We start from the raw sequence: 23546 nt of genomic DNA on the forward strand, positions 1-23546 counted from the left end.
GTCAGTCCCCGTCCAGGGCGTTGAAGCCGAGGGGGATATCCAGCGCCGGCGACATGCGCTGGGCGAGCAGCGCCTTGAGCGCCGCGGCCTCGCGCTGCACGGCCTGGATGGGTTCGCGCCGGGCGGGGTCGGAGAGGGCGGCCTCCAGCGGCAGGGGCAGCGCCGCCGCGCTGGCCGCCAGCTGGGCGAAGGCGCGGCCGAGCAGGCCGGCCAGCGCCTCCTCCCCGCCCGCCCGCAGCGCGGGGGCGAAGGCGGTGTCGAAGAGCGCGCGGGCGGTGGCGAGGTTGGCCTGGATCGCCGGGCCGGAGAGGCTGCTGCGCCAGCATTCCAGCCCCTGCGGCCGGGCGGCTGCGGCGGAACCGCCGAGGGCGCGGCCCAGCTTGCGGTCCGCCACCGCCTCGATGGCGGCATACAGAAACTTGAAGAGTTCCAGCGTCGCCTCGCGCGGGGTGGCGTAGGGGGCGCGCGGCTCGGCCAGGGCGGCGGCGAAGGGGTGCTCCCCGCCCGTCCAGCCGGCCAGGATGGCGCGGGCGAGTTCCGCCAGATTGGCGCCGATGGCGCGCAGCAGGGCGAGGCGATAGGCGGCCTCGGCATCACCGGCGCGCAGCCGCGCCACCGCCTCATCCCCGTAAAGCAGGCGCTCGGCGGCGGGCAGGCCCTGGGTGGTGACCTGCCCCAGGCTGTTGGGGCGCGCCTCCAGCGCCGCCGGGTCGCGCGCGGCAATGGCGGTGGCGAGGTCGCGCCCGATGGCATTGCGCGGGTCGGGCCAGAACTGGATGCGCTCATGCCGGCTGAACAGCGCCACCGGCCCGGCACGCAGCGGCTGGATGGCCTGCCAGGCGAGCATCGCGGCACGGAAGGCGGCGCGCGCGGCGGCCAGGGCGGCCTCCTCCCGCGCGGTGCGGGACAGCTCGTCCAGCCGCGCCGCCAGGGCCAGGGTGGCCTCGGTGAAGCGGGACTGGGCGGGGAGCAGCACCGCCTCGACCGCCGTGCGATTGAGGGCGCGGCAGGCGGCATCATCCGGCACGGCGCGGGCGGGGCCGGCCCGCAGCAGCAGGGGGAGGCCCAAGGGGAGGCCCAAGGGGAGGCCCAAGGGGAGGCTGAGCGTGGCGCGGCCGACGGCGCGGCGGGACAGCGGCATCAGAGTGAATCCAGGAAGGCCAGCAGGGCCGCGCGGTCGGCGGCGGGGAGGGCCCGCACCCGCTCGCGGGCGGGGAGGGCCTCGCCACCATGCCACAGGATGGCCTCCAGCACAGAGCGGGCCCGGCCATCATGCAGCAGCCCCGGCGGGCCGGACACCGCCGCCACCCGCCCCAGGCCCCAGAGCGGCGGTGTGCGCCAGTCCCGCCCGCCGGCCTCGCCTTCCGGGCGGTGGTCGGCCAGGGCCTCGCCCATGTCGTGCAGCAGCAGGTCGGTATAGGGAGCGATGGCGCGGCCATCGGGCAGCGGCAGGCGCGGGCGGTGGCAGGCGCCGCAGCCGAGGCTGGCGAACAGCTTCTCCCCCCGCGCCACCTCCCGCCCGACCCCTGGCGCCACCCCTGGCCCTGGCGCCGGCGGGCGCGGCGGCACGGCCAGATGGCGGGTGAACAGGGTGAGCAGGGCGAAGAGGCGCGGTTCCACCTCGCTCTCCTCCGCCGAGGCCGGGCCGTGGGGGGTGAGGCCGTGGGGGGCGGCGCGGCATTCCGGCTGGGCCGCGGTGCAATCGCCCCAGGGGGCGGGGCGCAGCGGGGTGGAGAGGCCGAGATCGGCCGAGAAGGCGGCGGCGTTCTGGTCGGCCAGGGTGGCCTCGCCGGCCTTCCAGCCGAAGCGGCCGGGCAGGACGCGCCCTTCCGCCTGGCTCCAGACACGGTTGAGGCGGCCACGGATGCCATCGCCATCGCGGTCCGTGGGGTCGGCGAGGGCGAGGAGGGCGGCCTCGGGCACCTGTTCCAGCAGGCCGAGGCCGATCAGCGCGGGGGCCATGCGCAGGGAGAGCCTGCGCCCCGGCGCGGCGGGGCCTTCCAGCCGGGGTTCCGGCCGGCGCAGCGGGATGCGGGTGCCATCCGCGAGGGTTTTTTCTTCCGTGTGCCAGCGCAGTCGGACGCGCCCTTCCCCGCGCAGCCCGGCCGTGGCGAGGGGCTGGAGCTGCGTGCCGAGAGACGGATCCGGGATGGTGCTGGCGCGGTGGGTCTCCAGCAGCGCCTGTTGTTCCGGTGTGGCGGGCGGCACGGAGAGGCGGAGGATGAGGGCGGCGGGCGGTTCCTCTCCCTCCGGCCGGGGGCCGCGCCCGGCGCGGGGATGGCAGCTCTGGCAGGAGCGGGCGTTATAGAGCGGCCCCAGCCCGTCGGCGTGGCGGGTGGAACTGGGCGCCTCCACCCAGAGGCGGCGGAAGACGCTTTCCCCGAGGCGGAATTCCAGCCCGAGCGGTGCGTCCGGCTGGCGGAAGGCGTCGCGCGGTGCCTGCGCCGCCGCTGGCAGGGCGAGGCAGGCCAGCAGCAGCCCCCATACGGAAGGCGGGGTCCGGGGTGGCCCTGCCACCCCGGCGGAGGGGTCTGGGGAGGGCGGAGCCCTCCCCAGAGTGATAGGGTCGTTTGGGGAGGGTGGAGCCCTCCCCAGAGTGATGGGTTCGTCTGGGGAGGACGGAGCCCTCCCCAGAGTGATGGAGTCGTCTGGGGAGGCGGAGCCTCCCCGGATCACTTGAACACCTTGGCCGGGTCGTCGAGGCTGTCCGAGCCTTCGAAGCGGATGGCGGGCAGCTTCAGTGCCGCCGCGACGCGCTCGATGCTGCGGGTCAGCGCCAGCAGGGCATCGATCCCGGCCTGGATGGTGGCATTGCCCGCCGTATTCCCCTCGGCCAGCATCTGGTCATAGGCCTCGGTGGTCTCGGCGCGCTGGCGGAGGGCGTCGAAGGCGGCGAGGGTGGTGGCGAAGCGGGCATCCACCTCCTCCCGCAGGCGGCGATTGGCGCGGTCCACGAGGTTGCGCAGGCTCGGGCCGCGCAGGGTGGTGCCATCCAGCCGCGTCCATTCCCCGCGCCAGATGGCGGCCATGCCGAGCACATTGCCGCGATGGCTGTTGTGGGTGTTGTCCGAGAAGCAGTCCTGCTCCTCCTCCGGGTCGTGCAGGAGGAGGCCGAGCTTCATGCGCTCCCCCGCCAACTCGCCATAGGCGAGGCTGCCGATGCCGGTGACCATGCCGGCGATGCCCTGCGGTGCCGGGCTGGCGGCGAGGCGCCGGCGGATGGCGCCACCCGGCTGCCACTGCGCCAGCATATCCTCCAGATCCTCCACCAGGAGGCTGGCGGCGATGCGGAGATACTGGCCGCGGCGCCCGGCATGGTCGGCGGTGGTGTAGTCGGTGAAGGGGCGCTCCCCCGCGCCGGGGCCGGTGCCGTGCAGGTCCTGCCCCCAGAGCAGGAACTCGATGGCGTGGTAGCCGAGGGTGACATTCGCCTCCACCCCGGCGGCCTGGTGCAGGTCGCGCAGGAGCCTGGGCGTCAGGGTGGAGAGGTCATGCGTCTCGCCGGCGAAGGCGAGGCTGCGGCTGGCGATGATGTTGGCGGTGTAGAGCGGGTTCTCGTCGCTTTCCGTGCCGTAGCGGGGATCGACCTTGTCGATCAGCCCTTCATCGAGCGGCCAGGCATTCACATTGCCCTCGCGCTCGTCCATTTCCGGGTTGCCGAAGCGCAGGGCCTCGGTGGGGGCGTAGGGCGCGCGGGCGGCGACCCAGGCGCGGCGGGCGGCGGCGAGGCCCTGTTCCGAGGGGGTGGCGAGGAAGTGCCCGATCGCGGCCTGGAGGGCGCGGGCGGCGGTGAGGGCATCCTCGAACATGGCCTGCCCGAGATCGGCGTAGAAGCGGAGCACCGCGCGCTGTTCGGCGCTGCCGCCCGCCTGCTGCGCCCCGCCCTGTTGTCCCTGGGCCTGCCCGGCCAGGAGGGTGGCGGGGAGGAGGACGAATCCGGCGGCCAGGGTGCGGCGCTGCATGGCGTGTCTCCGGTCTTTAGGTGCGGCGGGGGTATTGCAAGCCACTCTCATTTGCAAGATAGCTGCGCAGGGCATTGACCCGTTACAGCCCGTCACATAGAAGCTGCGAAGCATTCTCATTCTCAGGAAGCAGCATGAACAGGCAGAGCGGAAAGCAGGCAGCCGGGCAGGCCGCGTGGGTGGCGGGTCTGGCGCTTGGCCTGCCGGGCGCGGCCCTGGCGCAGGGCGCGGCCACTCCGGCGGCGAATGACGCGGTTTCCCTTCCCTCCGTGGACGTGCAGGGCGCGGCGCCGGCGAACACGCTCCAGCGCGAGGTGCCGATCGGCCGCCTGCCGGGCACGGTGCAGGACACGCCGCAGCTCATCAACGTCGTCCCGCGCGAGGTGATGGAGCAGCAGAACGTCACCACGCTGGACCAGGCGCTGCGCAACGTGCCGGGCATCACCTCGTCGATCGGCGAGGGCAATGGCGGCGTCAATGGCGACCAGTTCCGCATCCGCGGCTTCGCCGCGCAGAACGACATCTACATCGACGGTCTGCGCGACTTCGGCGCCTATACGCGCGATGCCTTCACCTATGAGGATGTCTCGGTCATCAAGGGCCCGTCCGGCTTCGCGCTGGGCACGGGCGCGGTGGGCGGCGGCATCGCCGTGGGCACGCGGGTGCCGCACCTGGGCAACAGCTACTCGGCCACGGCGACGGGCGGCATGGGCCCCTATGCGCGCGGCACGATCGACCTGAACCAGCAGATCGGCGAGACCAGCGCGCTGCGGCTCAACATCATGGGCCAGTCGAGCAGCGTGGTGGACCGCGACAATGTGGACAGCCGCCGCTTCGGCATCGCGCCCTCGCTCGGCCTCGGCCTCGGCACCGACACGACGCTGATTCTGCATTACCAGCACTACCAGTACAACAACACGACCGATGCGGGCATTCCGGTGATCACCAAGCCGGGCACCACGATCGGCCGCCCGGCCACCGAGTATGGCCTGCCGCGCTCCACCTGGTACGGCACGGACAGCGACCGCGACAAGGTGACGGTGGATACCTTCACCGCCAACCTGACGCACAAGGCCAATGACTGGCTGACGCTGCAGAACGATACGCGCCTCAGCTTCATCGAGCGCGACTTCGCCTATTCCATCGCGTCCTGCCCCAGCACCACCGCCAATCCCTGCCTGACCAACTTCTTCGCCGGCCGTCCGGCGCTGGTTGCGCTCAGCGGCGCGGGCAACCCCTACCACCAGGACACCTGGGCGCTGCAGAACGTGGCCTCGGCCACCGCGCGCTTCACGCTGGGCGGGCTGAAGAACGAGCTGATCGCGGGCATCGACCTCTCGCACGAGAACGTCCAGCGCACCGGCTACAACTACGCCAACACCCGCGCCACCGCCTCGATCTATGGCGGCGATGGCGACCTGTGGATGGACCGTGGCAGCGTCAACAACACGCGCGAGACCACGATCAACACCTATGCCGCCTTCCTCAACGAGCGGCTGTGGCTGACGCCGGAACTCTCCATCCTCGCCGGCGCGCGCATCAGCCGCTACGAGGTCGAGTATGACGCGCTGACGCTGAGCACCAATGCGCGCACCAGCCTGAGCCCGGAGAGCACGCGGGTCGATCCGCGCGCCTCGATCATCTGGCAGCCGCGTCCGAACCAGACTTTCTACGCCACCTACTCGACCTCGACGACGCCGCCCGGCTCGCTCTACACGACGCAGCCCAGCACGGCCTCGGCGACCACGGCCAATCTCGACCCGGAGCGCAACACGCTATATGAGATCGGCGCCAAGGTTGGCCTGTTCGGCGACCGGCTCGGCCTCTATGGCGCGCTGTACCGCATCGACAAGTCGAACGCGACGGAGACGGACGCCACCACCGGCACCGTCACCCAGACCGCGGACGAGCAGCGGAACCAGGGCTTCGAGGTTGGCCTGACCGGCCAGATCCTGGCGAACTGGACGATCAACGCCAGCTATACGGCGATGGACAGCGAGACCCGCAAGTCCACCACCGCCGCCAATGTCGGCAAGCGCGTCCAGTATGTGCCGGAACAGGCGGCCTCGATGTGGACGACCTATGACATCAACAAGGGCGAGCCGCTGAACCTCTCGCTCGGCGGTGGCGTGACGTGGCGCAGCCAGGTCTACCTGAATGCCGCCAACACCGCCGAGGCGCCGTCCAACCTTTCCTTCGACGCCATGGTCTCGCACCGCATCAACGACCATCTGCGCGTGCAGGTGAATGGCTACAACCTCGGCAACGCGCTGAACTATGACGCGCTGTTCGGCTCCCGCGTGGTGCCGGCCGCCGGGCGCACCGTGCTGTTCACCCTGGCCGCCGACTTCTGAGCCCGGCACAGGCCGGATGCTGACCGGGGGGAGGCCGCGCGCGGCCTCCCCTTTCCTGTTTTCTCCTCCCGAGCGAGCCCGCCATGCTGGTGCACCTCCCCCAGGTTCTGACGCCCGATGAAGTCCTCCATTGCCGCCGCGTGCTGGAGGCCGCCGAATGGGTGGATGGCCGCGTCACCGCTGGCGAGCAGGCGCAGCAGGCCAAGCGCAATCTCCAGGTGCCCGAGGGCTCGCCCCAGGCGCGGGAGCTGGGCGAGCTGGTGCTGCGCGCGCTCGGGCGCAACCCGCTCTTCACCAGCGCGGCGCTGCCGCTGCGGGTCTATCCGCCCATGTTCAACCGCTATGACGTGGGCATGACCTTCCAGGCGCATGTGGACAGCGCGCTGCGTTTCGTCCCCGGCACGGGGGTGCGGCTGCGGACGGATGTGTCCTCCACCCTCTTCCTCAGCGCGCCGGAGGAGTATGAGGGCGGTGAGCTGGTGATCGAGGACACCTATGGCACGCAGCGGGTGAAGCTGCCGGCCGGCGATATGGTGCTCTACCCCGCCACCAGCCTGCACCGGGTGGAGCCGGTGACGCGCGGCAGCCGCTGGGCCTCGTTCTTCTGGACGCAGTCCCTGGTGAAGGAGGACAGCCAGCGCCGCCTGCTGCATGAGATGGACAAGTCCATCATGCAGCTCCGTGCCGCGCTGCCGGACGACCATCCGGGTGTCCTGGGCGTCACCGCCGCCTACCACAACCTGCTGCGCCAGTGGGTCGAGATGTAACGCCCGGACCCTTCGAGCCCCTTTCCAGAAAAAAGTTTTTTGGTTCTTTTTTTCAAAAAAGAACAAAGACCCTGACGCTTACTGCCCGAGGCTGCGCAGCAGGCGCTGCCCCATGATGTCCACCGCGTTCAGCACGGACATATTGGCCTCATAGGCCCGCTGCGCCTGGACCAGGGCGATCTGGTGATAGGCGACATCGAAATCCGGCGGGCCGCTGCTTTCGTGCTGCGGCTCGGCGGTGGAGGGGCGCTGTGGCGCGTCCCCGTAATCATCCGGCGGCGGGCCGGTGACCACCTTCACCTGGGTGCTGGTGCTCTCCCGGACCACCGCGCTGGCGGTATCGGTGAGCAATTCCTCCGCCTGTCGCAGGCCGGAGAGGGCGTCTTGCGTGGCGGCCGTCAGGCCGCCGGGTTGGATCGCTGTGAGAGACATGTTCCCATTTAATGGGACATTTCTTTACGCCCGGTGAAGGACGTGCCGCCGCCCCTCGACAAGCCGCCCCCCCGGACGCAGGCTCTGCCCCGCCTGCCCCTGGCCCCCCGCCATGGGCCCCGGAGACACCCCGTGCAGAACAGCGAACAGATCTGGCAATTGGTCGAAGCCCATCAGGAGGACCTGATCGGCCTGTCCGACCGCGTCTGGGAGATGCCCGAACTGGCCTATGCCGAGCGCCGCTCCTGCGCCGAGCACAAGGCGATGCTGGAGGCCAAGGGCTTCCGCATCACCGAGAATCTGGCCGGCATCCCCACCGCCGTGATGGGCGAGGCGGGGGAGGGCGGCCCGGTCATCGCCATCCTCGGCGAATATGACGCCCTGCCGGGCCTGTCGCAGGAAGCCGGCGTGGCCGAGCACCGCCCCCTGCCGGGCGATGGCGCGGGCCATGGCTGCGGCCACAACCTGCTCGGCGCCGGCGCGCTGCTCGCCGCCACGGCGGTGAAGGACTGGCTGGCCGCCAATGGCATCGCGGGCCGCGTCCGCTATTATGGCTGCCCGGCCGAGGAGGGCGGCGCCGCCAAGGCCTTCATGGTGCGCGAAGGCTGCTTCGAGGATGTGGACATCGCCATCTCCTGGCACCCGGCGCCCTGGGCGGCGGTGAACGAGGCGCGCTCGCTGGCCAATACGCGCATCGACTTCACCTTCACCGGTCGCTCCAGCCACGCCGCCGCCGCGCCGCATCTCGGCCGTTCCGCGCTGGATGCCGTCGAGCTGATGAATGTCGGCGTCAACTACATGCGCGAGCATATGCCGAGCGATGCGCGCATCCACTATGCCTATCTCGATGCCGGCGGCATCGCGCCCAATGTCGTGCAGGGCAAGGCCACGGTGCGCTACCTCATCCGTTCCAACGACCTGCCGGGGCTGCAGGCGCTGGTGGCGCGCGTGCGCAAGATCGCCGATGGCGCCGCGCTGATGACGGAAACCAGCGTCACCACCAAGGTGGTCTCCGCCGTCTCCAACCTGCTCGGCAACCTGCCGCTGGAGAAGGCGATGCAGGCCAATCTCGACCGCCTCGGCCCGCCGCCCTTCGACGAGGCCGACCGCGCCTTCGCCGCCGAGATCCAGAAGACCCTGAGCGATGAGGACATCGCCAGCGCCTTCAAGCGCGTCGGCATGCCGCTGCGCCGCGGCGTGCCGCTGGCGGACCAGATCGTGCCGCTGGAGGCCAAGGGCGTGGCCATGATCGGCTCCACCGATGTGGGCGATGTCTCCTGGGCGGTGCCCACGGTGCAGGCGCGCGGCGCCACCTATGCCATCGGCACGCCGGGGCATTCCTGGCAGCTCACGGCCCAGGGCCAGTCGCCCCTGGCGCATAAGGGCATGGTGCATGTGGCGAAGGTCATGGCCGGCGTCGCCGTCGATGCGCTGCGCGACCCGGGGCTGATCGCGGCGGCCAAGGCGGATCATAAGGGGCGCACGGATGAGCACCCCTATGTCTGCCCGCTGCCGCCAGACCTGATGCCGCCGATCAGGATGGCGGAGACGGCCTGAGGGGGCTTTGCCCCCTTAACCCCCAGCAGGGGACAGGGTCCCCTGCACCCGCCATCAGGGGGGGTAGTTGAGAGGGGCGAAGCCCCTCTCAAGGGCAGGGCGCGCGGCTCAGCGGGCGTAGGCGTAGGGCCCGCCGCGCTCCAGCGCCCGGCGATAGGCGGGGCGGGACTGGATGCGCTCCAGCCACGCCGCCAGGCGGGGGCAGGCCGCGAGGCCGAAGCGGCTGGCGGCGGCCTCCACCGGGAAGCTCATCTGGATATCGGCGGCGGAGAAGCTGTCGCCGGCGAACCAGCCCTGTTCCAGCGCGGCCTCCATCAGGGCCAGGTTGTCGCTCACCTGCGGGCCGAGGAAGCCCTTCTCCACCCCGCGCGAGATGGCCCGGCCCAGCGGGCGCAGCAGGATGGGCAGTTGCGCCGGCAGGCGGCGCAGGATCAGCGTCATCACCAGCGGCGGCATCGCCGAGCCCTCGGCGAAATGCAGCCAGTAGCGGTAGCGCAGATGCGCCTCGCTCCCCGCCGCCGGGCGCAGGCGGCCGCCATCATGGCGGTCCAGGATGTATTCGAGGATGGCCCCCGTCTCCGCCACCGTGTGCGGCCCCTCGGTCAGCACCGGGGCGCGGCCCAGCGGGTGCACCGCGCGCAGCTCCGGCGGGGCGCGCATCGTCTTCGGGTCGCGCTGGTAGAGCTTCAGCGCATAGGGCACCTCCAGCTCCTCCAGCAGCCACAGCACGCGCTGGGAGCGGGAGTTGTTGAGGTGGTGGATCGTCAGCTCGCTCACAGGATCTTCGCCTCGAAGGGGGGGAGGAGGTCGGGCGCCTCGAATTCCAGCACCCAGAGATCGGGGTCGCGCTTCACCTGCCGCTCCACATAGGCCTCGGCCTGGGCTTCGGGCACCGGGTCCTTGCCGGTGCCGCGGACCCAGGCGGGGCGGCCCTCGCCATCGCGCGCCTGGCTCAGCACCATGCAGCCCGCCCGCCCGCGCAGCACGCAGAGGATGCCGCCCGAATCCGGGTCCCCCTTGCGCAGCACCATGCCAGGGCGGCCCGCTATGTCGGCCAGCCGCAGCGCCATCTGGGCCCAGAGCCCGGCCTTCACTTTCGCTTCCATGCCCGACAAGGTGACGCAGCCCGCGCCGCTTGCAAGGGGCTTGCAGAACCCCCCTTGCCCGGCGGCGCGCGGCGCGGCATCCACCCGCCAGGACACCCCGGGGAAAGCCGCCCCGGGCAGGACGGGGGATGGTATGGCGGAACAGGTTCGGATGAGCGAGGGCCAGCGGGCCTATGAGGCGAAGCGCGCGGCCAAGGCCGGCGTCAGCCTGGAGAAGTGGCTGAGCATGAAGGCCCAGGAGCGCGACGCCCTGGCCAGCAAGGCCGCCCAGGCCGCCGCCGCCCCGAAGAAGCCGGGCTTCTTCGCCCGCCTCCTCGAAAAGGCCCAGAAGCCCATCTGATTTTTCCCGGGCTGCCGCGCGGCCCGGTGGGACTCCCATGTGGGTTTCCAAAGGCCTCAGGCCTTTGGTCGGGAGAGTTTGAGAGGGGCGAAGCCCCTCTCAAGAGTCCCCCGTGCGTTTCAAATCCCCTCCCCGCCGCCGGGGCGCCGGAAGCCCATGCGGGTGAGGGTGTCATCCCGCCGCCCCCAATGGTGCCAGAGCGCGGCGCCCGCATGCAGCGCCACCAGCAGGCCGAGCGCGAGCGCCAGCCTGGTGTGCAGGGTGGAGAGCAGCGGGGCCAGGGCGGCATTCTTCCCCACCGGGCTGGGGATGGGCAGCAGCCCGAAGGCCGCCAGCGGAAAGCCCCAGGCATTGGTCGCCATCAGCCCCACCAGCGGCAGGGCCAGCAGCAGCGCGTAGAGCGCGGCATGGGTGGCGAAGGCCAGGCGGGCCATGGCCGGCGGCAGCGGCGGGGTGATGGGCGGCGGCGGATTCCGCCAGCGCCAGAGCAGCCGCAGCAGGGTCAGCGTGAAAAGACTGATCCCAAAACTTTCATGCAGGTTATAAAGACGGAGCTTGAAGGCTTCGTCCTCCGGCGCGGCCCAGGCGAGCCACAGGCCGATCAGGCCGACCATCAGCAGGGCCAGGGCGGTGCCCCAGTGCAGCAGCCGGGCCGTGAGGGTGTAGCGCATGGGGGTTTCCTCCGATGGCCGATGATACACCGTTGATCGCCGCCCATGCGGATTGGAGCATGGACCCGCGCAAGCGCTGGGTCAGCATCGCGCGGCGGCGTGGGGGCGAATGGCGGGCCGAGGCGCCGCGCCCGGTGGGTGACCCCGCCGCCCTGGTGGCCGCCCTGCTGGCCGAGGGCGTGCCGGTGGTGCTGGGGCTGGACCTGCCGCTGGGCCTGCCGCGCGGCCATGCCGCCACCCGGCGCGAGGCGGATTTCCCTGCCTTCCTGCGCGGCCTGACGGGCAGCCCGGATTTCTTCCTGGTCAGCCCCACCCTGGCGACGGTGGGGCCGGAGCGCCCCTTCTACCCCGCGCGCGGCCTGCGCGGCATGACGCGCGCCGCCCATGCCGCGGCGCTGGGGCTGGCGGGGCCGGCGGCGCTGAACCGCTGGTGTGACCTCGCCACCCCTGAGCGCCCGGCCGGTGCCCCGCTGTTCTGGACGCTGGGCGCCAACCAGACGGGCAAGGCGGCGATCTCCGCCTGGCGGGACTGGCTGGCGCCGGCGCTGTCGGTGGGGGCGCCGCTGCGGCTCTGGCCGTTCCAGGGCGGGCTGCATGCGCTGCTCGCGCCGGGGCGGGCGGTGCTGGCGGAGGTCTACCCGGCCGAGGCGCTGCGCCATCTCGGCCTGCGCCTGTCGGGCAGCAAGCGCGTGCCGGAGGTGCGCCGCGCCGCCGCGCCGGAACTGCGCGCGGCGCTGGCCCGGCTGCGGGTGCGGGCCGGCGCGCCGCTGCGCCGGGCGATCGAGGAGGGCTTCGGGGCCGATGCCCCTGGTGAGGACCGTTTCGACAGCCTGCTGGGCCTGCTCTGCGTCGTGGCGGTGCTGGATGGCGCGCGGCCGGATTTCGTGCCGGATGATCCGTGGGTCCGCCGCTGGGAAGGCTGGGTGCTGGGGCAGACGGCGTTGCCGGAAGGCTGGGGGGATAAGATCCCCCCAGACCCCGCTTTCAGTTTGGAACTTCACTGATGGCGGGGTCCGGGGGGACCCTGTCCCCCCGGCCGGAGGGTCTGGGAGGGCGGAGCCCTCCCAGTTTTCTTTCCGTTTGGGTCTGGGAGGGCGGACCCTCCCAGGGAGGCGGTCACGCCGGCGTATACAGCCCCGCCGCCGTGGCAGCCTGGGTGGCGAGGGCCACGGAGAGGTCGAGCGTCGGCGTTTCCACCCCGGCCATGCGGGCCAGTTCCAGCGGCACGCGGAACAGGGCGTCGATTTCCATCGGCCGCCCCAGCTCCAGGTCCTGAAGAATGGAAGGCTTGTGCGCCAGCCTGGCCGAGGCGGTGAGGCGCTTCTCCAGGTCGAATTCGAAGCCCTGGCCGAGGGCGTCGGCGATGGCCATGGATTCCTGCATGGCCCGCTTGATGGCCGCGCGCACCGCCGGGTCCGCCAGCGTGCCGCCGATGCCCTGGCGCGAGAGGATGGTGAAGGGCCCTTGGGCGAGGTTGCCCATCAGCTTCATCCAGATCTCGCGGCGGATGGCCGGGGTGACCTCGCCGGAGATGCCGCCCCGGTTCAGCACATCGGCGATGGCCTGGGCGCGGGGGGAGGCGCTGCCATCCACCTCGCCCAGGATGACGCGGTTGTTCGCGTGCTCGACCTTGATCACCCCCGGCTCGGTGACGGTGCAGGCGGCATAGACCACGCCGCCCAGGGTGCGCTCCACGCCGATGGCCTGGCGGATGGCATCCCCCGGGTCCACGGCGGGCAGGCGGCGGCCATCCAGCGGCCCGCCATGGCGGTCGAAATACCACCAGGGGATGCCGTTCATCACGAAGGCCACCACCGTCCGCGGCCCGAGCAGCGGGGCGATAGCCTCCGCCACCTGGGGCAGGGCGGGGGCCTTGACGGTGACGATGACGGCATCCTGCGGCCCGAGCTCGGCCGCGGTGCCGGCGGCGACGTGGGCGGTGTGGGTGCCATCCGGCGCCACGGTGGTCAGGCCCTTCTCGCGGATGGCGGCGAGCTGGGCGCCGCGGGCGACGACACTGGTCTCCGCCCCGCCCATGGCCAGCCGCACCGCCACATGGCCGCCGATCGCCCCGGCGCCGAACACGCAGATCTTCATGGGATTTCTTTCAGTTTCTGGATGCCTCAGAGACCGTTTGAAAACCGATCGCCCGCTCTTGAGAGGGGCTTTGCCCCTCTCAAACTCTCCCCACCAAAGGCCTGAGGCCTTTGGAAACCCATTTGTCTGAATTTTAAACGGATGGCGGGTGCAGGGGACCCTGTCCCCTGCTGGGGGAGTTTGAGGGGGCAAAGCCCCCTCAAGGCCATAAGCGGCAAGGGTTTTCAAACAGACAGTCAGGCGGCCTGGCTCAGCAGGTCGAGCGCGATGCGGGAGAGAGCCTCGACCCCGGCCGGGATGCAGCCCTCATCCGGCTGGTAATCGGCATTGTGCAGGCGGTCGCTGCGGCCCGGCGCGGCGCTGCCGATGCCGAGCTGGAAGGCGGGGACGCGCTCGGCGAAGGCGGAGAAATCCTCCGAGCCCATGCTGGGCTGGCCTTCCACCAGCGCCTCCGCCCCGAACTGGGCGGCCAGCGAGCGCAGCGCGGGGTCCAGCACGCGGTCGCTGTTCACGAGCGGCGGCACCATGCGGCGGTATTCGAAGGTGGCGGAGACGCGCATCCCCGTCTCGATGCCCTGGATCAGGCGGCGGAGCGCGGCCTCGGCCGTGTCACGCGCCTCGGGGTGCAGGGTGCGGACGGTGCCCTTCAGGTGCACGCGCTCGGGGATGATGTTGTAGGTGGTGCCGCCGACCGACTGGCCGATGGTGACGACGGCCGGGTGCAGCGGCTTGACCTCGCGCGAGACGATGGTCTGCGCCTGGGTGACGAAATGCGCCGCCGCCACGATGGGGTCCACCGCCGCATAGGGGTGGGCGGCGTGGCCGGAGCGGCCGCGCAGCGTCAGGTCGAAGAGGTCGGAGGCGGCGAGGCAGGCGCCGCGCACGAAGCCGAAGCGGCCGACAGGCGTCTCCGGATGGTTGTGGAAGCCCAGCGCGAGGTCGATGCCCTCGGCCGCGCCCTCGGCGATCATGGCGGCGGCGCCCTGGAGGGTTTCCTCCGCCGGCTGGAAGACGAGGAGGATGCGCCCGGCCAGGCGCGGCGCCAGCTCCTTCAGGATGGCGGCGGTGCCGAGCAGGGTGACGGTGTGGATGTCATGGCCGCAGGCATGCATCTTCCCCGGCACGGTGGAGGCGTAGGGCAGGCCCGTCTCTTCCTGGATGGGCAGGGCGTCCATGTCGGCGCGGATGGCCAGCGTCGGGCCGGGGCGGCCGCCCTCGATCACGCCCAGCACGCCGGTGCGGCCCACGCCGGTGCGGTGGGGGATGCCGAGGCGGGTGAGCTCGGCGGCGACGAGGCCGGCGGTGCGGACCTCCTCGAAGGCGAGCTCTGGATTCGCATGGATGTCGCGGCGCAGGGCGATGAGCTGCGGGGCGAGGCTGGCGGCGGCCTGGCGGAGCGGGCCGGCGGGGTCATTGAACAGAAATTCACTCGTCATGGCGTTGGGGATCCCGATCGCGTTGTGAACGGCGCATGAAGAGTTTTTTTATTGCGCCGCACAAAAATGAACTTTTGGTAAGTAAATGATGCTGCCTTGCCGGCGGCCATTCCCGTGCCATAGGTTGCCTCGCATTCCGCTGAAGGGGGAGGGGTGGAAAGTGGAAACACGCTGCAGATGGCCTGGCCTTAGGACCGGCTGCCCGCATGGCGTGGCCACGGCGGTTCCATCCTGACACAGGGGGGCCCTGGCAGTTGCTGGGTGGGGCCCTGGGCAACGGCTGATCGCTGGATCGGTGGCCGCGGTGCAAGCCGCGGCTTTCGTTGTCGGAAGTAGAGGGGCGCGTGCCTGCCGCACGCGGGGTTCAAGAAGGGATCGGCATGAGGATCAACGCAAAAGACCTCGCCTCAGGCCTGCTGCTGGTGTTGTTCGCAGCGGTCGGGTTGTGGCTGAACATGGAGCACACGCTGGGCTCGGCGCGCCGCATGGGGCCGGGCTACATGCCGATGCTGGTGTTCTGGCTGGAGCTGGGCCTGGGGGGGATCGTGCTCGCGGCCTCCTTCTTCGGCGGGCTGGACCCGCTGGAGAAGTGGACGAAGCTGGACTTCACCACGCTGCTGGTCGGATCGGGCGCCACGCTGGTGGCCTATCCGCTGCTGGCGGCCATGCCGGCCCTTTCGGCCAACTGGTACGCGCTCGGCATCGCCATGGCGATCGGCTTCGCCGTGCTGGCGGTCAGCCCGGGCTGGCGGAAACTGGCCCTGGTGCTGCTGGGGATGGTGCTGTTCGGCATCCTGCTGGAGCAGGGTGGCCTGTTCGTCGCCATCACCGCCATGGTCATCGTCGCCGCCCTGGCGGATCCCGATCATCGTCCGCTCGGCGTCGCCGGCTGCGTGGTGTTCCTGCTGGCGCTGTGCTGGTGGGTGTTCATCCACGAGCTCGACATCCGCGTGAACGTGCTGCCGACCTTCTGAGGGCGCGGAGACACCATGGACCTGCTTTTGAGCAATCTGGCGCATGGCTTCGGCGTTGCGCTCAGCTTCGACAACCTGCTCTTCGCGCTGCTCGGCGCGCTGATCGGCACGGCCATCGGCGTGCTGCCGGGCATCGGCCCGGTGGCGACGATCTCGCTGCTGCTGCCGATCACCTTCGGCCAGCCGGCCACCACCGCCATCATCATGCTCGCCGGCATCTACTACGGCGCGCAGTATGGCGGCTCGACCACCGCCATCCTGCTGAACCTGCCCGGTGAGGTCTCCTCCGTGGTGACCACGCTGGAGGGCTACAAGATGGCGCGCAATGGCCGCGCCGGCGCGGCGCTGGCCATCTCGGCGCTCGGCTCCTTCTTCGCCGGCTCGGCCGCCACCATCCTGGTCGCCGCCTCCGGCCCGCTGCTGACGGAGGTCGCCCTTTCCTTCGGCCCGGCGGACTACTTCTCGCTGATGCTGCTCGGCCTCATCATCTCGGCCGTGCTGGCGCAGGGCTCGGTGCTGAAGTCGGTGGCGATGGTGGTGCTGGGTGTCGCGCTCGGCCTCGTCGGCACGGATGTGCAGACCGGCCAGCAGCGCTTCACCTTCGGCATCCCCGACCTGTCGGACGGGCTGAACTTCGCCGCCATCGCCATGGGCGTCTTCGGCATCGGCGAGATCATCCTGAACCTCGAGAACCCCGAGGTCCGCAGCGTCCTCTCCACCAAGGTCGGCAGCCTGTTCCTGACCAAGGAAGAGTGGAAGCGCGCGACGCCGGCGGTGCTGCGCGGCACGGTGATCGGCTCCGTCCTCGGCATCCTGCCGGGCGGCGGCGCGGCGCTGGCCTCCTTCGGCTCCTACATGATGGAGCGCAAGATCTCGAAGGGCCGGCATGAGTTCGGCAATGGCGCCATCGAGGGTGTCGCCGGTCCCGAGGCCGCCAACAACGCGGCGGCGCAGACCAGCTTCATCCCGCTGCTGACGCTCGGCATCCCCTCCAACGCCGTCATGGCGCTGATGGTGGGCGCGCTGATCATCCAGGGCATCCAGCCCGGCCCCCGCATGGTGGAGGCCCAGCCGGACCTGTTCTGGGGCCTGATCTGCTCCATGTGGATCGGCAACGTCATGCTGCTCGTCATCAACCTGCCGCTGATCGGCATGTGGGTGAAGCTGCTGCAGGTGCCCTACAAGTACATGTACCCGGCGATCCTCACCTTCTGCGCGATCGGCGTGTACTCCATCAACAACAGCGTCTTCGACGTCTACCAGACGGTGTTCTTCTCCGTCCTCGGCTACGTCTTCGCCAAGCTGAAGATGGAGCCGGCGCCGCTGCTGGTGGGCTTCGTGCTCGGGCCCATGATGGAGGAGCATCTGCGCCGCGCCATGCTGCTCTCGCGCGGCGACCCGACGGTCTTCGTCGAGCGGCCGATCTCCGCCGTGCTGCTCGCGGTGGCCGCCCTGGCGCTGGGCCTGATGCTGCTGCCCGGCATGCGCAAGAAGAAGGAAGCGGCGATGGCGGGCTGAGCCCGCCCCACCGCCCACCCCCGCTTCCCGCCGGCGGCCCCGCCAATGGGGCTTTCGGCGGGGCTTCCGGCGGGGCTTTCGCGAAGCCGCCCCGGCCTTCCGGCCCGGGCGGCTTTTCTTTTACCCGCCTTCGCCTATCCTCCCGCCGCAAAGAGCGTCAGTCATGGAGTGGTCGATGGGCGAGAGGGATCAGCGGCGGATTGTTCCCGTCATTCTGTGCGGGGGCACTGGCAGCCGGCTGTGGCCGCTCTCGCGGGAGGGCTTCCCGAAGCAGTTCTGGCCCCTGCTGTCGCGCCAGACGATGCTGCAGGATACGGCGTCGCGGGCCCAGGGGCCGGGCTTCGCGCCCCCGCTGGTCATCAGCAACCAGGCGCACCGCTTCCTGGTGGCCGAGCAGCTGCGGGCGATGCAGGGGCCGGAGCCGCGCATCGTGCTGGAGCCGGTGGCGCGCAACAGCGCCCCCGCCATCGCCGCCGCCGCCCTGCTGGCGCATGAGAGCGACCCGCAGGACGTGCTGTGGCTGATGGCCGCCGATGCCGCCATCAGCGATACCGAGGCGCTGCACGCCGCGCTGGAGCAGGCGGCGGCGGCGGCGCGGGCGGGGCATATCGTCGCCTTCGGCATGCAGCCCACCGCGCCCGAGACGGGCTATGGCTATATCGAGACCGGCGCGCCGCTGGCGGGGGTGCCGGGCGTCTCCGCCATTGCCCGCTTCGTCGAGAAGCCGGATGCCGCGCGCGCGGCGGAATTCCTGGCCGGCGGCCGCCATCTGTGGAATTCCGGCATGTTCGTGGCCACCGCCGCCACGCTGCTGGGCGAGCTGGAGCGCCTCGCGCCGGAACTGCTGGAGGCCGTCCGCGCCGCCGTGCAGGGGGCGACGCGCGACCTCGACTTCATCCGCCTCGACCCCGCCGCCTTCGCCCGCGCGCCGGACATCTCCATCGACTACGCGGTGATGGAGAAGACGGACCGCGCCGCGGTGGTGCCGGCCTCGCTCGGCTGGTCCGATGTCGGCTCCTGGGCCGCGCTGTGGGAGGTCTCGCCCAAGGATGCCCGGGGCAATGTGACGCAGGGGCCGGTGGCGCTGCAGGGCGCCCGCAACTGCTATGTCCGCAGCGAGGGCATCCTGGCCGGCGTCGTCGGCCTGGAGGATGCCGTCCTGGTGGTGACGGATGATGCCGTGCTGGCCATGCACCGCGACTGCGCGCAGGATGTGAAGAAGCTGCTGGAGCAGCTCAAGGCGCAGCGCCGCCCCGAGGCCACCGAGCACCGGCGCATGTACCGCCCCTGGGGCCATTATGAGGGCCTGATCAAGGGCGACCGCTTCCAGGTGAAGAAGATCCTGGTCAAGCCCGGCCACAAGCTCTCGCTCCAGAAGCATCACCACCGGGCCGAGCATTGGGTGGTGGTGGCCGGCACGGCGATCGTCGAGCGCGATGCCGAGCGGATCATGCTGCGGGAGAATGAATCCATTTATCTGCCGCTCGGCTGCGTCCACCGCCTGGAGAATCCGGGCATGATCCCGCTCACGCTGATCGAGGTGCAGTCCGGTTCCTACCTGGGCGAGGACGACATCGTCCGCTTCGAGGACACTTATGGCAGGGCCTGACTGACGAAAGGCGGGGGCTGAAGGCAGGGGGCGGAAGGCGAGGTCGGGGGGGGGGATCCTATCCCCCCGGCGGGGTTGCCAGGGGGGCGGAGCCCCTGGCCCTGTCCCGCACCTCGCGCGCGCTGATCCCGGCCTCCCGCAGCGCCGCCAGGGTCGGCGCCCCATCCCGCTTGGACAGTCTTTTCCCATCCGTCCCCAGCAGCAGCCCGTGGTGGCAGTAGCGTGGCGCCCGCCACCCCAGCAGCGCCTGCAACAGCCGGTGCAGCTCCGCCGCCGGCGCCAGATCCTCCGCCCGCGTCACCAGCGTCACCCCCTGCACCGCGTCGTCATGGGTGACGCAGAGATGATAGGAGGCCGGGGTATCCTTGCGCGCCAGCACCACATCGCCGAACTGCGCCGGGTCGCAGCGGCGGCGCGTGCCGTGCTCGATGCGGGAGAGCCAGCGCGGCGCGTGGGCCAGGGCCGCCGCCATGTCGAGCCGCAGCGCATAGGGCTGGCCGCTGGCGATGCGCGCCTCCCGCTCCCGCGCCGGGAGCCGCCGGCAGGTGCCGGGATAGAGCAGCCCGTCCGGCCCGTGCGGGGCATGGCCGATGGCCGCCACCTCGCGCGCGATGTCGGCGCGGGTGCAGAAACAGGGGTAGAGCAGCCCCATCCCTGCCAGCCGGTCCAGCACGGCGCGGTATTCGGCCATATGCTCCGACTGGCGGCGCACCGGCCCGTCCCAGTCCAGCCCCAGCCAGGCGAGGTCCTCCAGGATGCCCGCGGTGTATTCGGGGCGGCAGCGCAGCGGGTCGATATCCTCGATGCGCAGCAGGAAGCGCCCGCCCGCGCGCCGCGCCGCCTCCCAGGCCAGGAGGGCGCTGTGGGCATGGCCCAGATGGAGGCGCCCGGTCGGGCTGGGGGCGAAGCGCGTCACAGGTGTTGCGGCCATCGGCTTTCGCGCGTAGCGGAGGGAGCGGCATCACAGCAAGGGGGAGCCGCATGGCCGCGTTGGATGGACCGCGTTGGGGCCCGCAATCCGGGGGCGCGCCGAAGCTCATCGTCTTCCTGCTGCACGGCTATGGCGCGGATGGGAACGACCTGATCGACCTCGCCCCGCATTGGGGGCGGGCGCTGCCGGAGGCCCTGTTCATCGCCCCGCACGCGCCGCATCCCTGCGAGGCCGGGCCTTATGGCCGGCAGTGGTTCAGCCTGGCCGACCGCCGCCCGGCGCCGATGCTGGCCGGGGCGCAATCCGCCCGCCCGCTGCTGGATGCGCTGATCGCCCGCGAATGCGCCGCCGCCGGCCTGCCGGAAAGCGCGGTGATGCTGATGGGCTTCAGCCAGGGCGCCATGATGGCCCTCTTCACCGGGTTGCGCCGCCGCACCGCCCCGGCCGGCCTCCTGGCCTATTCCGGCCGGCTGATCGGCGAGGAGCTGCTGGCCACCGAGATGGCGCACCGCCCGGAGGTGCTGCTGGTGCATGGCGAGGCGGATGAGGTGGTGCCGGTGCAGGCCAGCCACACCGCCGAGGCCGCGCTCCAGGCCCAGGGCGTGCCGGTGGAGTCGCTGTGGTGCCCGCGCCTGGGCCATGGCATCGACGATGCCGGGCTGACCGCCGGGGCGTTGTTTTTGCAGCGCAACGCGGCGCGGATCGGCGCGGGGGCGTGACAGAGCCGTGAAACCCGTGTGGCCGGTTCTTGCACCGGCCGCGCGGGGCTGGCATGAATCGGGCCGCACACCGGCGGCGCCACGATATCTGGGGCCCGCCCGCCCGGTCCGGCCCCAGCGGTTGAGGCGCGCAGCTTGAAAGGAGCGGCGCTTGCCTGACGGGATGTCTGCGGGAAGCCAGGGCGGCGGCGCTGCCGGGCACTTCCCGGCCTTGGTGCTGAACGCGGATTTCCGTCCGCTGTCCTATTTTCCGCTGTCGCTGTGGTCCTGGCAGGATGCGGTGAAGGCGGTGTATCTCGACCGTGTCTCCGTGCTTTCGGAATACGACATGGCGGTGCGCTCACCTCGCCATACCATCCGCCTGCCGAGCGTGATCGCGCTGCGCGACTACATCCCCGCGGCGCGGCGCCCGGCCTTCACGCGCTTCAACGTTTTCCTGCGTGACAGCTTCGCCTGCGTCTATTGCGGCGATGAGCGCCCCACCCACGAGCTGACCTTCGACCATGTCATCCCGCGCAGCCGCGGCGGGCGGACCAGCTGGGAGAATGTCGTCACCGCCTGCGGGCCCTGCAACCTGCGCAAGGGGTCGAAGCTGCCGGCGGAAATCCGCATGTTCCCGCGCTGCACGCCCCGGCAGCCGACAAGCTGGGAATTGCAGGAGAACGGCAGGATGTTCCCGCCAAACTATCTGCATGAAAGCTGGCGGGATTATCTCTACTGGGACTCCGAACTAGAAGGCTGATTTTTCTTTCAGGCTGCCGCTTTTCTTTCAGGCTGCCGCCGTCTCCCGGCGCGGCGGGACTCTTTTTTCAGGCTGCCGCCATCTCCCGGCGCGGCGGGACGCTGAACTGAAAAAGTTTTTTGGTTCTTTTTTCCAAAAAAGAACATTTCTTTTTCTCTTATGCCAGTTCCACCAGCCGCTCCACCCCGCGCGCATCCGCCAGCACGGCGGCCAGTTCGGCGCGGGAGAGGCTGCGCTGTGCGTCCTCCAGATTGGCCGCTTCCTCCAGCTTCGCCAGCCCGACCAGCAGGGCGGGGTCGAAGGGGTCCAGCCGCGGGCGGCGCGGCGGTGGCAGCATGGCGCGGTGCCCGGCCAGCAGGGCCTCGTCCCGCAGCAGTTCGGGCAGCGTCACCGGCGGGCGGGCGGCCAGCTCGGCCTGAAGCTGGCGGGCGCGGGCCAGGGCGGCGGGGGTGGCGCGCTCCTCCGGCGTCCACAGCAGGCCGAGGCGGCGCAGGCCCAGGCCGAGATCGCGCCGCGCCGTCAGCGCCGCCAGGGGGATGGCCAGGGCCAGCCCCAGCACCACGGGCGACATCCACAGCGCCAGATAGGGCGAGACCGCCCAGGCCGCCGCGCCAAAGACCAGCCCGAACAGCGTGTGCCTCCAGTAGAGCCGCGCCACCTGGGCGAAGGGCAGGCTGCCATCGTCGCGCCGCTGCGCGTTCCAGCCGGAATCCCGGCCGAGCAGGATGGAGACCATGTCCACCGACTGCGTCAGCATCGTCACCGGCGCCAGCAGCCCGGCCAGCAGCGTCTCCACCAGCAGGGAGAGGAAGGCGCGGATCATGCCGCCGCTGCCGCGCCGGTCCAGCGGGTGGCGCAGCAGGGCGAACCAGGCCATCAGCTTTGGCACCAGCAGCAGCGCCATGGTGCCGATGAAGACCCACATGGCGCGCACCGGGTCCACCACCGGCCATTCGGGGAAGAGGCTGGGGCCGGCGGGGAAGTATTCCGGCCGGATGAAGCGCGCCTGGATGGCCAGCAGCACGCCGGCCAGCAGGAAGACCAGCCAGACCGGTGCCGTGATGTAGCTGCCGATGCCCGTCAGCAGGTGCAGCCGGCTGACCCAGTGCAGCCCGCGCGCCGGCAGCACCGCGGCGTGCTGCAGGTTGCCCTGGCACCAGCGGCGGTCGCGGATGGCGAGGTCCATCAGCGAGGGCGGGCTTTCCTCGTAGCTGCCGCGCAGCCAGGGCACCATGTGCACCGCCCAGCCGGCGCGGCGCAGCAGCGCGGCCTCGACGAAGTCATGGCTGAGGATATGCCCGCCGAAGGGCCTGCGCCCTGGCAGTTCCGGCAGCCCGGCGGCGGCGGCGAAGGCGGCGGTGCGGATGATGGCGTTGTGGCCCCAGTAATTGCCTTCCGAGCCATGCCACCAGGCGATGCCCTCGGCGATCAGCGGGCCATAGACCCGCCCGGCGAATTGCTGCATCCGCGCGAAGAGCGTGTTGCCCCCGGCGATGATGGGCAGGGTCTGGATCAGCCCCACATCCGGGTGGCGTTCCATCGCATCGGCGAGGCGGAGGATGATATCGGCCTCCATCACGCTGTCGGCGTCGAGCACCAGCATCTGCGGATAGGCGCCGCCCCAGCGCCGCACCCATTCGGCGATGTTGCCGGCCTTGCGCTCGATATTCTTCGGGCGGCGGCGGTAGAAGAGGCGCGGCGGCGCGCCGAGCTGCGCCGCGAGGCGGCCATGCAGGGCGAGGAAGGCGGCCTCCTCCGCCACCCAGGCTTCGGGCTGGGTGGTGTCGCTCAGGATGAAGGTGTCGAAGCGGTCCAGCGCCCCGGCGGCGGCGAGGGATTCCTGCATCGCCTGGAGCCCGGCCATGATGCGCGCCGGGTCCTCGTTGTAGCAGGGCATCAGCAGGGCGGTGCGGCTGGCGGGCAGGGGGGGCGGGCCATTTGGGGCGATGCCGAGGCGCCGGTCCGGCCCGAGCAGCAGGCGCAGGAAGCCGCAGGTGGCGCTGGTGAAGGACAGCGCGATCCAGCCGAAGAGCACGACGAACAGCCCCAGCACCACGGCCTGGAGTGGCGTCGGCCGGCCGCTGTTCAGCACCAGCCACATCTCGCGCGTGGCGAAGGCGGTGAGCAGGATGGCGCCGCCGATCACCACCAGCCGCCGCAGCCAGAGCCCCCCCGGGCTGGATGGCAGGCGCCCGGGTATGGTGGTGCTGGCGCTCCGCGCCGGGGCCGCGCGGAGGTCCTGCACCGGCATGTCCAGCGGTGCCTCGGGCGGCAGGTGCGCGGGCATCGGCCCGCCAGGGCCGGGTGCCATGGCGGCGGCAGGGGCGGCGG

Annotated in this window: 21 protein-coding genes; 10 read left to right on the forward strand and 11 right to left on the reverse strand. The window is 71.2% G+C overall.

What is annotated here, in order from left to right; all coding sequences use genetic code 11:
• Position 1 precedes the first annotated feature (1 nt).
• The 3 genes from NON00_RS00200 to NON00_RS00210 form a co-directional block, all read right to left on the reverse strand.
• The gene (locus NON00_RS00200; RefSeq protein ID WP_256016200.1) at positions 2-1141 is read right to left on the reverse strand and encodes an imelysin family protein; all 1140 of its coding nucleotides are present in this window, start codon (positions 1139-1141) and stop codon (positions 2-4) included.
• Entirely contained in the window at positions 1141-2517 is a 1377-nt protein-coding gene (locus NON00_RS00205) for a di-heme oxidoredictase family protein (RefSeq protein WP_256016203.1), read from the reverse strand. The genes NON00_RS00200 and NON00_RS00205 overlap by 1 nt, the downstream gene beginning before the upstream one ends.
• A gap of 155 nt (positions 2518-2672) precedes the next feature.
• Entirely contained in the window at positions 2673-3962 is a 1290-nt protein-coding gene (locus NON00_RS00210; protein WP_256016205.1) for an imelysin family protein, read from the reverse strand.
• A gap of 134 nt (positions 3963-4096) precedes the next feature.
• Here NON00_RS00210 and NON00_RS00215 point away from each other — a divergent pair, with 134 nt between their 5' ends.
• Positions 4097-6316, forward strand: a complete 2220-nt coding sequence (locus NON00_RS00215; RefSeq protein ID WP_256016207.1) for a TonB-dependent siderophore receptor — start codon at positions 4097-4099, stop codon at positions 6314-6316.
• Between the two features lie 83 nt (positions 6317-6399).
• On the forward strand, positions 6400-7083 hold the full coding sequence (locus tag NON00_RS00220) for a Fe2+-dependent dioxygenase (RefSeq protein ID WP_256016209.1): 684 nt from the start codon (positions 6400-6402) through the stop codon (positions 7081-7083).
• A gap of 78 nt (positions 7084-7161) precedes the next feature.
• On the opposite strand, the gene NON00_RS00225 is transcribed toward NON00_RS00220, so the two are convergent.
• Complete coding sequence (locus NON00_RS00225) at positions 7162-7515, reverse strand: flagellar basal body rod C-terminal domain-containing protein (RefSeq protein WP_256016212.1); 354 nt, start codon at positions 7513-7515, stop codon at positions 7162-7164.
• A gap of 132 nt (positions 7516-7647) precedes the next feature.
• On the opposite strand from NON00_RS00225, the gene NON00_RS00230 reads away from it, so the two are divergent.
• Positions 7648-9072, forward strand: a complete 1425-nt coding sequence (locus tag NON00_RS00230) for a M20 family metallopeptidase (RefSeq protein WP_256016215.1) — start codon at positions 7648-7650, stop codon at positions 9070-9072.
• 108 nt (positions 9073-9180) lie between these two features.
• On the opposite strand, the gene NON00_RS00235 is transcribed toward NON00_RS00230, so the two are convergent.
• Both NON00_RS00235 and NON00_RS00240 read right to left on the reverse strand, forming a co-directional pair.
• Entirely contained in the window at positions 9181-9849 is a 669-nt protein-coding gene (locus NON00_RS00235) for a glutathione S-transferase (RefSeq protein WP_256016218.1), read from the reverse strand.
• Positions 9846-10178: a DUF1491 family protein gene (locus NON00_RS00240; protein ID WP_256016220.1), complete on the reverse strand. Its 333-nt coding sequence runs from the start codon at positions 10176-10178 to the stop codon at positions 9846-9848. Before NON00_RS00240 ends, NON00_RS00235 begins: the two co-directional genes overlap by 4 nt.
• 133 nt (positions 10179-10311) lie before the next feature.
• Here NON00_RS00240 and NON00_RS00245 point away from each other — a divergent pair, with 133 nt between their 5' ends.
• Complete coding sequence (locus NON00_RS00245) at positions 10312-10518, forward strand: hypothetical protein (RefSeq protein WP_256016222.1); 207 nt, start codon at positions 10312-10314, stop codon at positions 10516-10518.
• Between the two features lie 119 nt (positions 10519-10637).
• Here NON00_RS00245 and NON00_RS00250 read toward each other — a convergent pair whose 3' ends face one another.
• Entirely contained in the window at positions 10638-11189 is a 552-nt protein-coding gene (locus tag NON00_RS00250) for a cytochrome b (RefSeq protein WP_256016225.1), read from the reverse strand.
• Between the two features lie 14 nt (positions 11190-11203).
• On the opposite strand from NON00_RS00250, the gene NON00_RS00255 reads away from it, so the two are divergent.
• Complete coding sequence (locus tag NON00_RS00255) at positions 11204-12193, forward strand: DUF429 domain-containing protein (protein WP_256016228.1); 990 nt, start codon at positions 11204-11206, stop codon at positions 12191-12193.
• A 112-nt stretch (positions 12194-12305) separates the two neighbouring features.
• On the opposite strand, the gene NON00_RS00260 is transcribed toward NON00_RS00255, so the two are convergent.
• Complete coding sequence (locus NON00_RS00260; protein ID WP_256016231.1) at positions 12306-13286, reverse strand: ketopantoate reductase family protein; 981 nt, start codon at positions 13284-13286, stop codon at positions 12306-12308.
• 236 nt (positions 13287-13522) lie between these two features.
• Positions 13523-14722 (reverse strand): M20 family metallopeptidase, encoded by a 1200-nt coding sequence (locus NON00_RS00265; protein ID WP_256016234.1) that lies wholly within the window; start codon positions 14720-14722, stop codon positions 13523-13525.
• Between the two features lie 380 nt (positions 14723-15102).
• On the opposite strand from NON00_RS00265, the gene NON00_RS00270 reads away from it, so the two are divergent.
• From NON00_RS00270 to NON00_RS00280, 3 genes are all read left to right on the forward strand, one after another.
• Positions 15103-15696, forward strand: a complete 594-nt coding sequence (locus NON00_RS00270; RefSeq protein WP_256016236.1) for a hypothetical protein — start codon at positions 15103-15105, stop codon at positions 15694-15696.
• Between the two features lie 15 nt (positions 15697-15711).
• On the forward strand, positions 15712-17214 hold the full coding sequence (locus tag NON00_RS00275; protein ID WP_256016239.1) for a tripartite tricarboxylate transporter permease: 1503 nt from the start codon (positions 15712-15714) through the stop codon (positions 17212-17214).
• Positions 17215-17377: 163 nt separating this feature from the next.
• Positions 17378-18823, forward strand: a complete 1446-nt coding sequence (locus NON00_RS00280; RefSeq protein WP_370688645.1) for a mannose-1-phosphate guanylyltransferase/mannose-6-phosphate isomerase — start codon at positions 17378-17380, stop codon at positions 18821-18823.
• 58 nt (positions 18824-18881) lie between these two features.
• Here NON00_RS00280 and gluQRS read toward each other — a convergent pair whose 3' ends face one another.
• Complete coding sequence (gluQRS, locus tag NON00_RS00285; protein WP_256016240.1) at positions 18882-19754, reverse strand: tRNA glutamyl-Q(34) synthetase GluQRS; 873 nt, start codon at positions 19752-19754, stop codon at positions 18882-18884.
• A gap of 50 nt (positions 19755-19804) precedes the next feature.
• Here gluQRS and NON00_RS00290 point away from each other — a divergent pair, with 50 nt between their 5' ends.
• Together NON00_RS00290 and NON00_RS00295 are read left to right on the forward strand one after the other, a co-directional pair.
• Positions 19805-20473 carry an alpha/beta hydrolase gene (locus tag NON00_RS00290; protein WP_256016243.1) on the forward strand — a complete coding sequence of 223 codons (669 nt, stop codon included), beginning with the start codon at positions 19805-19807 and terminating at the stop codon, positions 20471-20473.
• A gap of 163 nt (positions 20474-20636) precedes the next feature.
• Positions 20637-21215, forward strand: coding sequence for an HNH endonuclease (locus tag NON00_RS00295; RefSeq protein WP_256016499.1), 579 nt, complete (start codon positions 20637-20639; stop codon positions 21213-21215).
• A 157-nt stretch (positions 21216-21372) separates the two neighbouring features.
• Here NON00_RS00295 and mdoH read toward each other — a convergent pair whose 3' ends face one another.
• Entirely contained in the window at positions 21373-23526 is a 2154-nt protein-coding gene (mdoH, locus tag NON00_RS00300; RefSeq protein WP_256016502.1) for a glucans biosynthesis glucosyltransferase MdoH, read from the reverse strand.
• Positions 23527-23546: the final 20 nt, after the last annotated feature.

The sequence above is a fragment of the Roseomonas sp. GC11 genome, assembly GCF_024437745.1.
GTDB lineage: Bacteria > Pseudomonadota > Alphaproteobacteria > Acetobacterales > Acetobacteraceae > Pseudoroseomonas.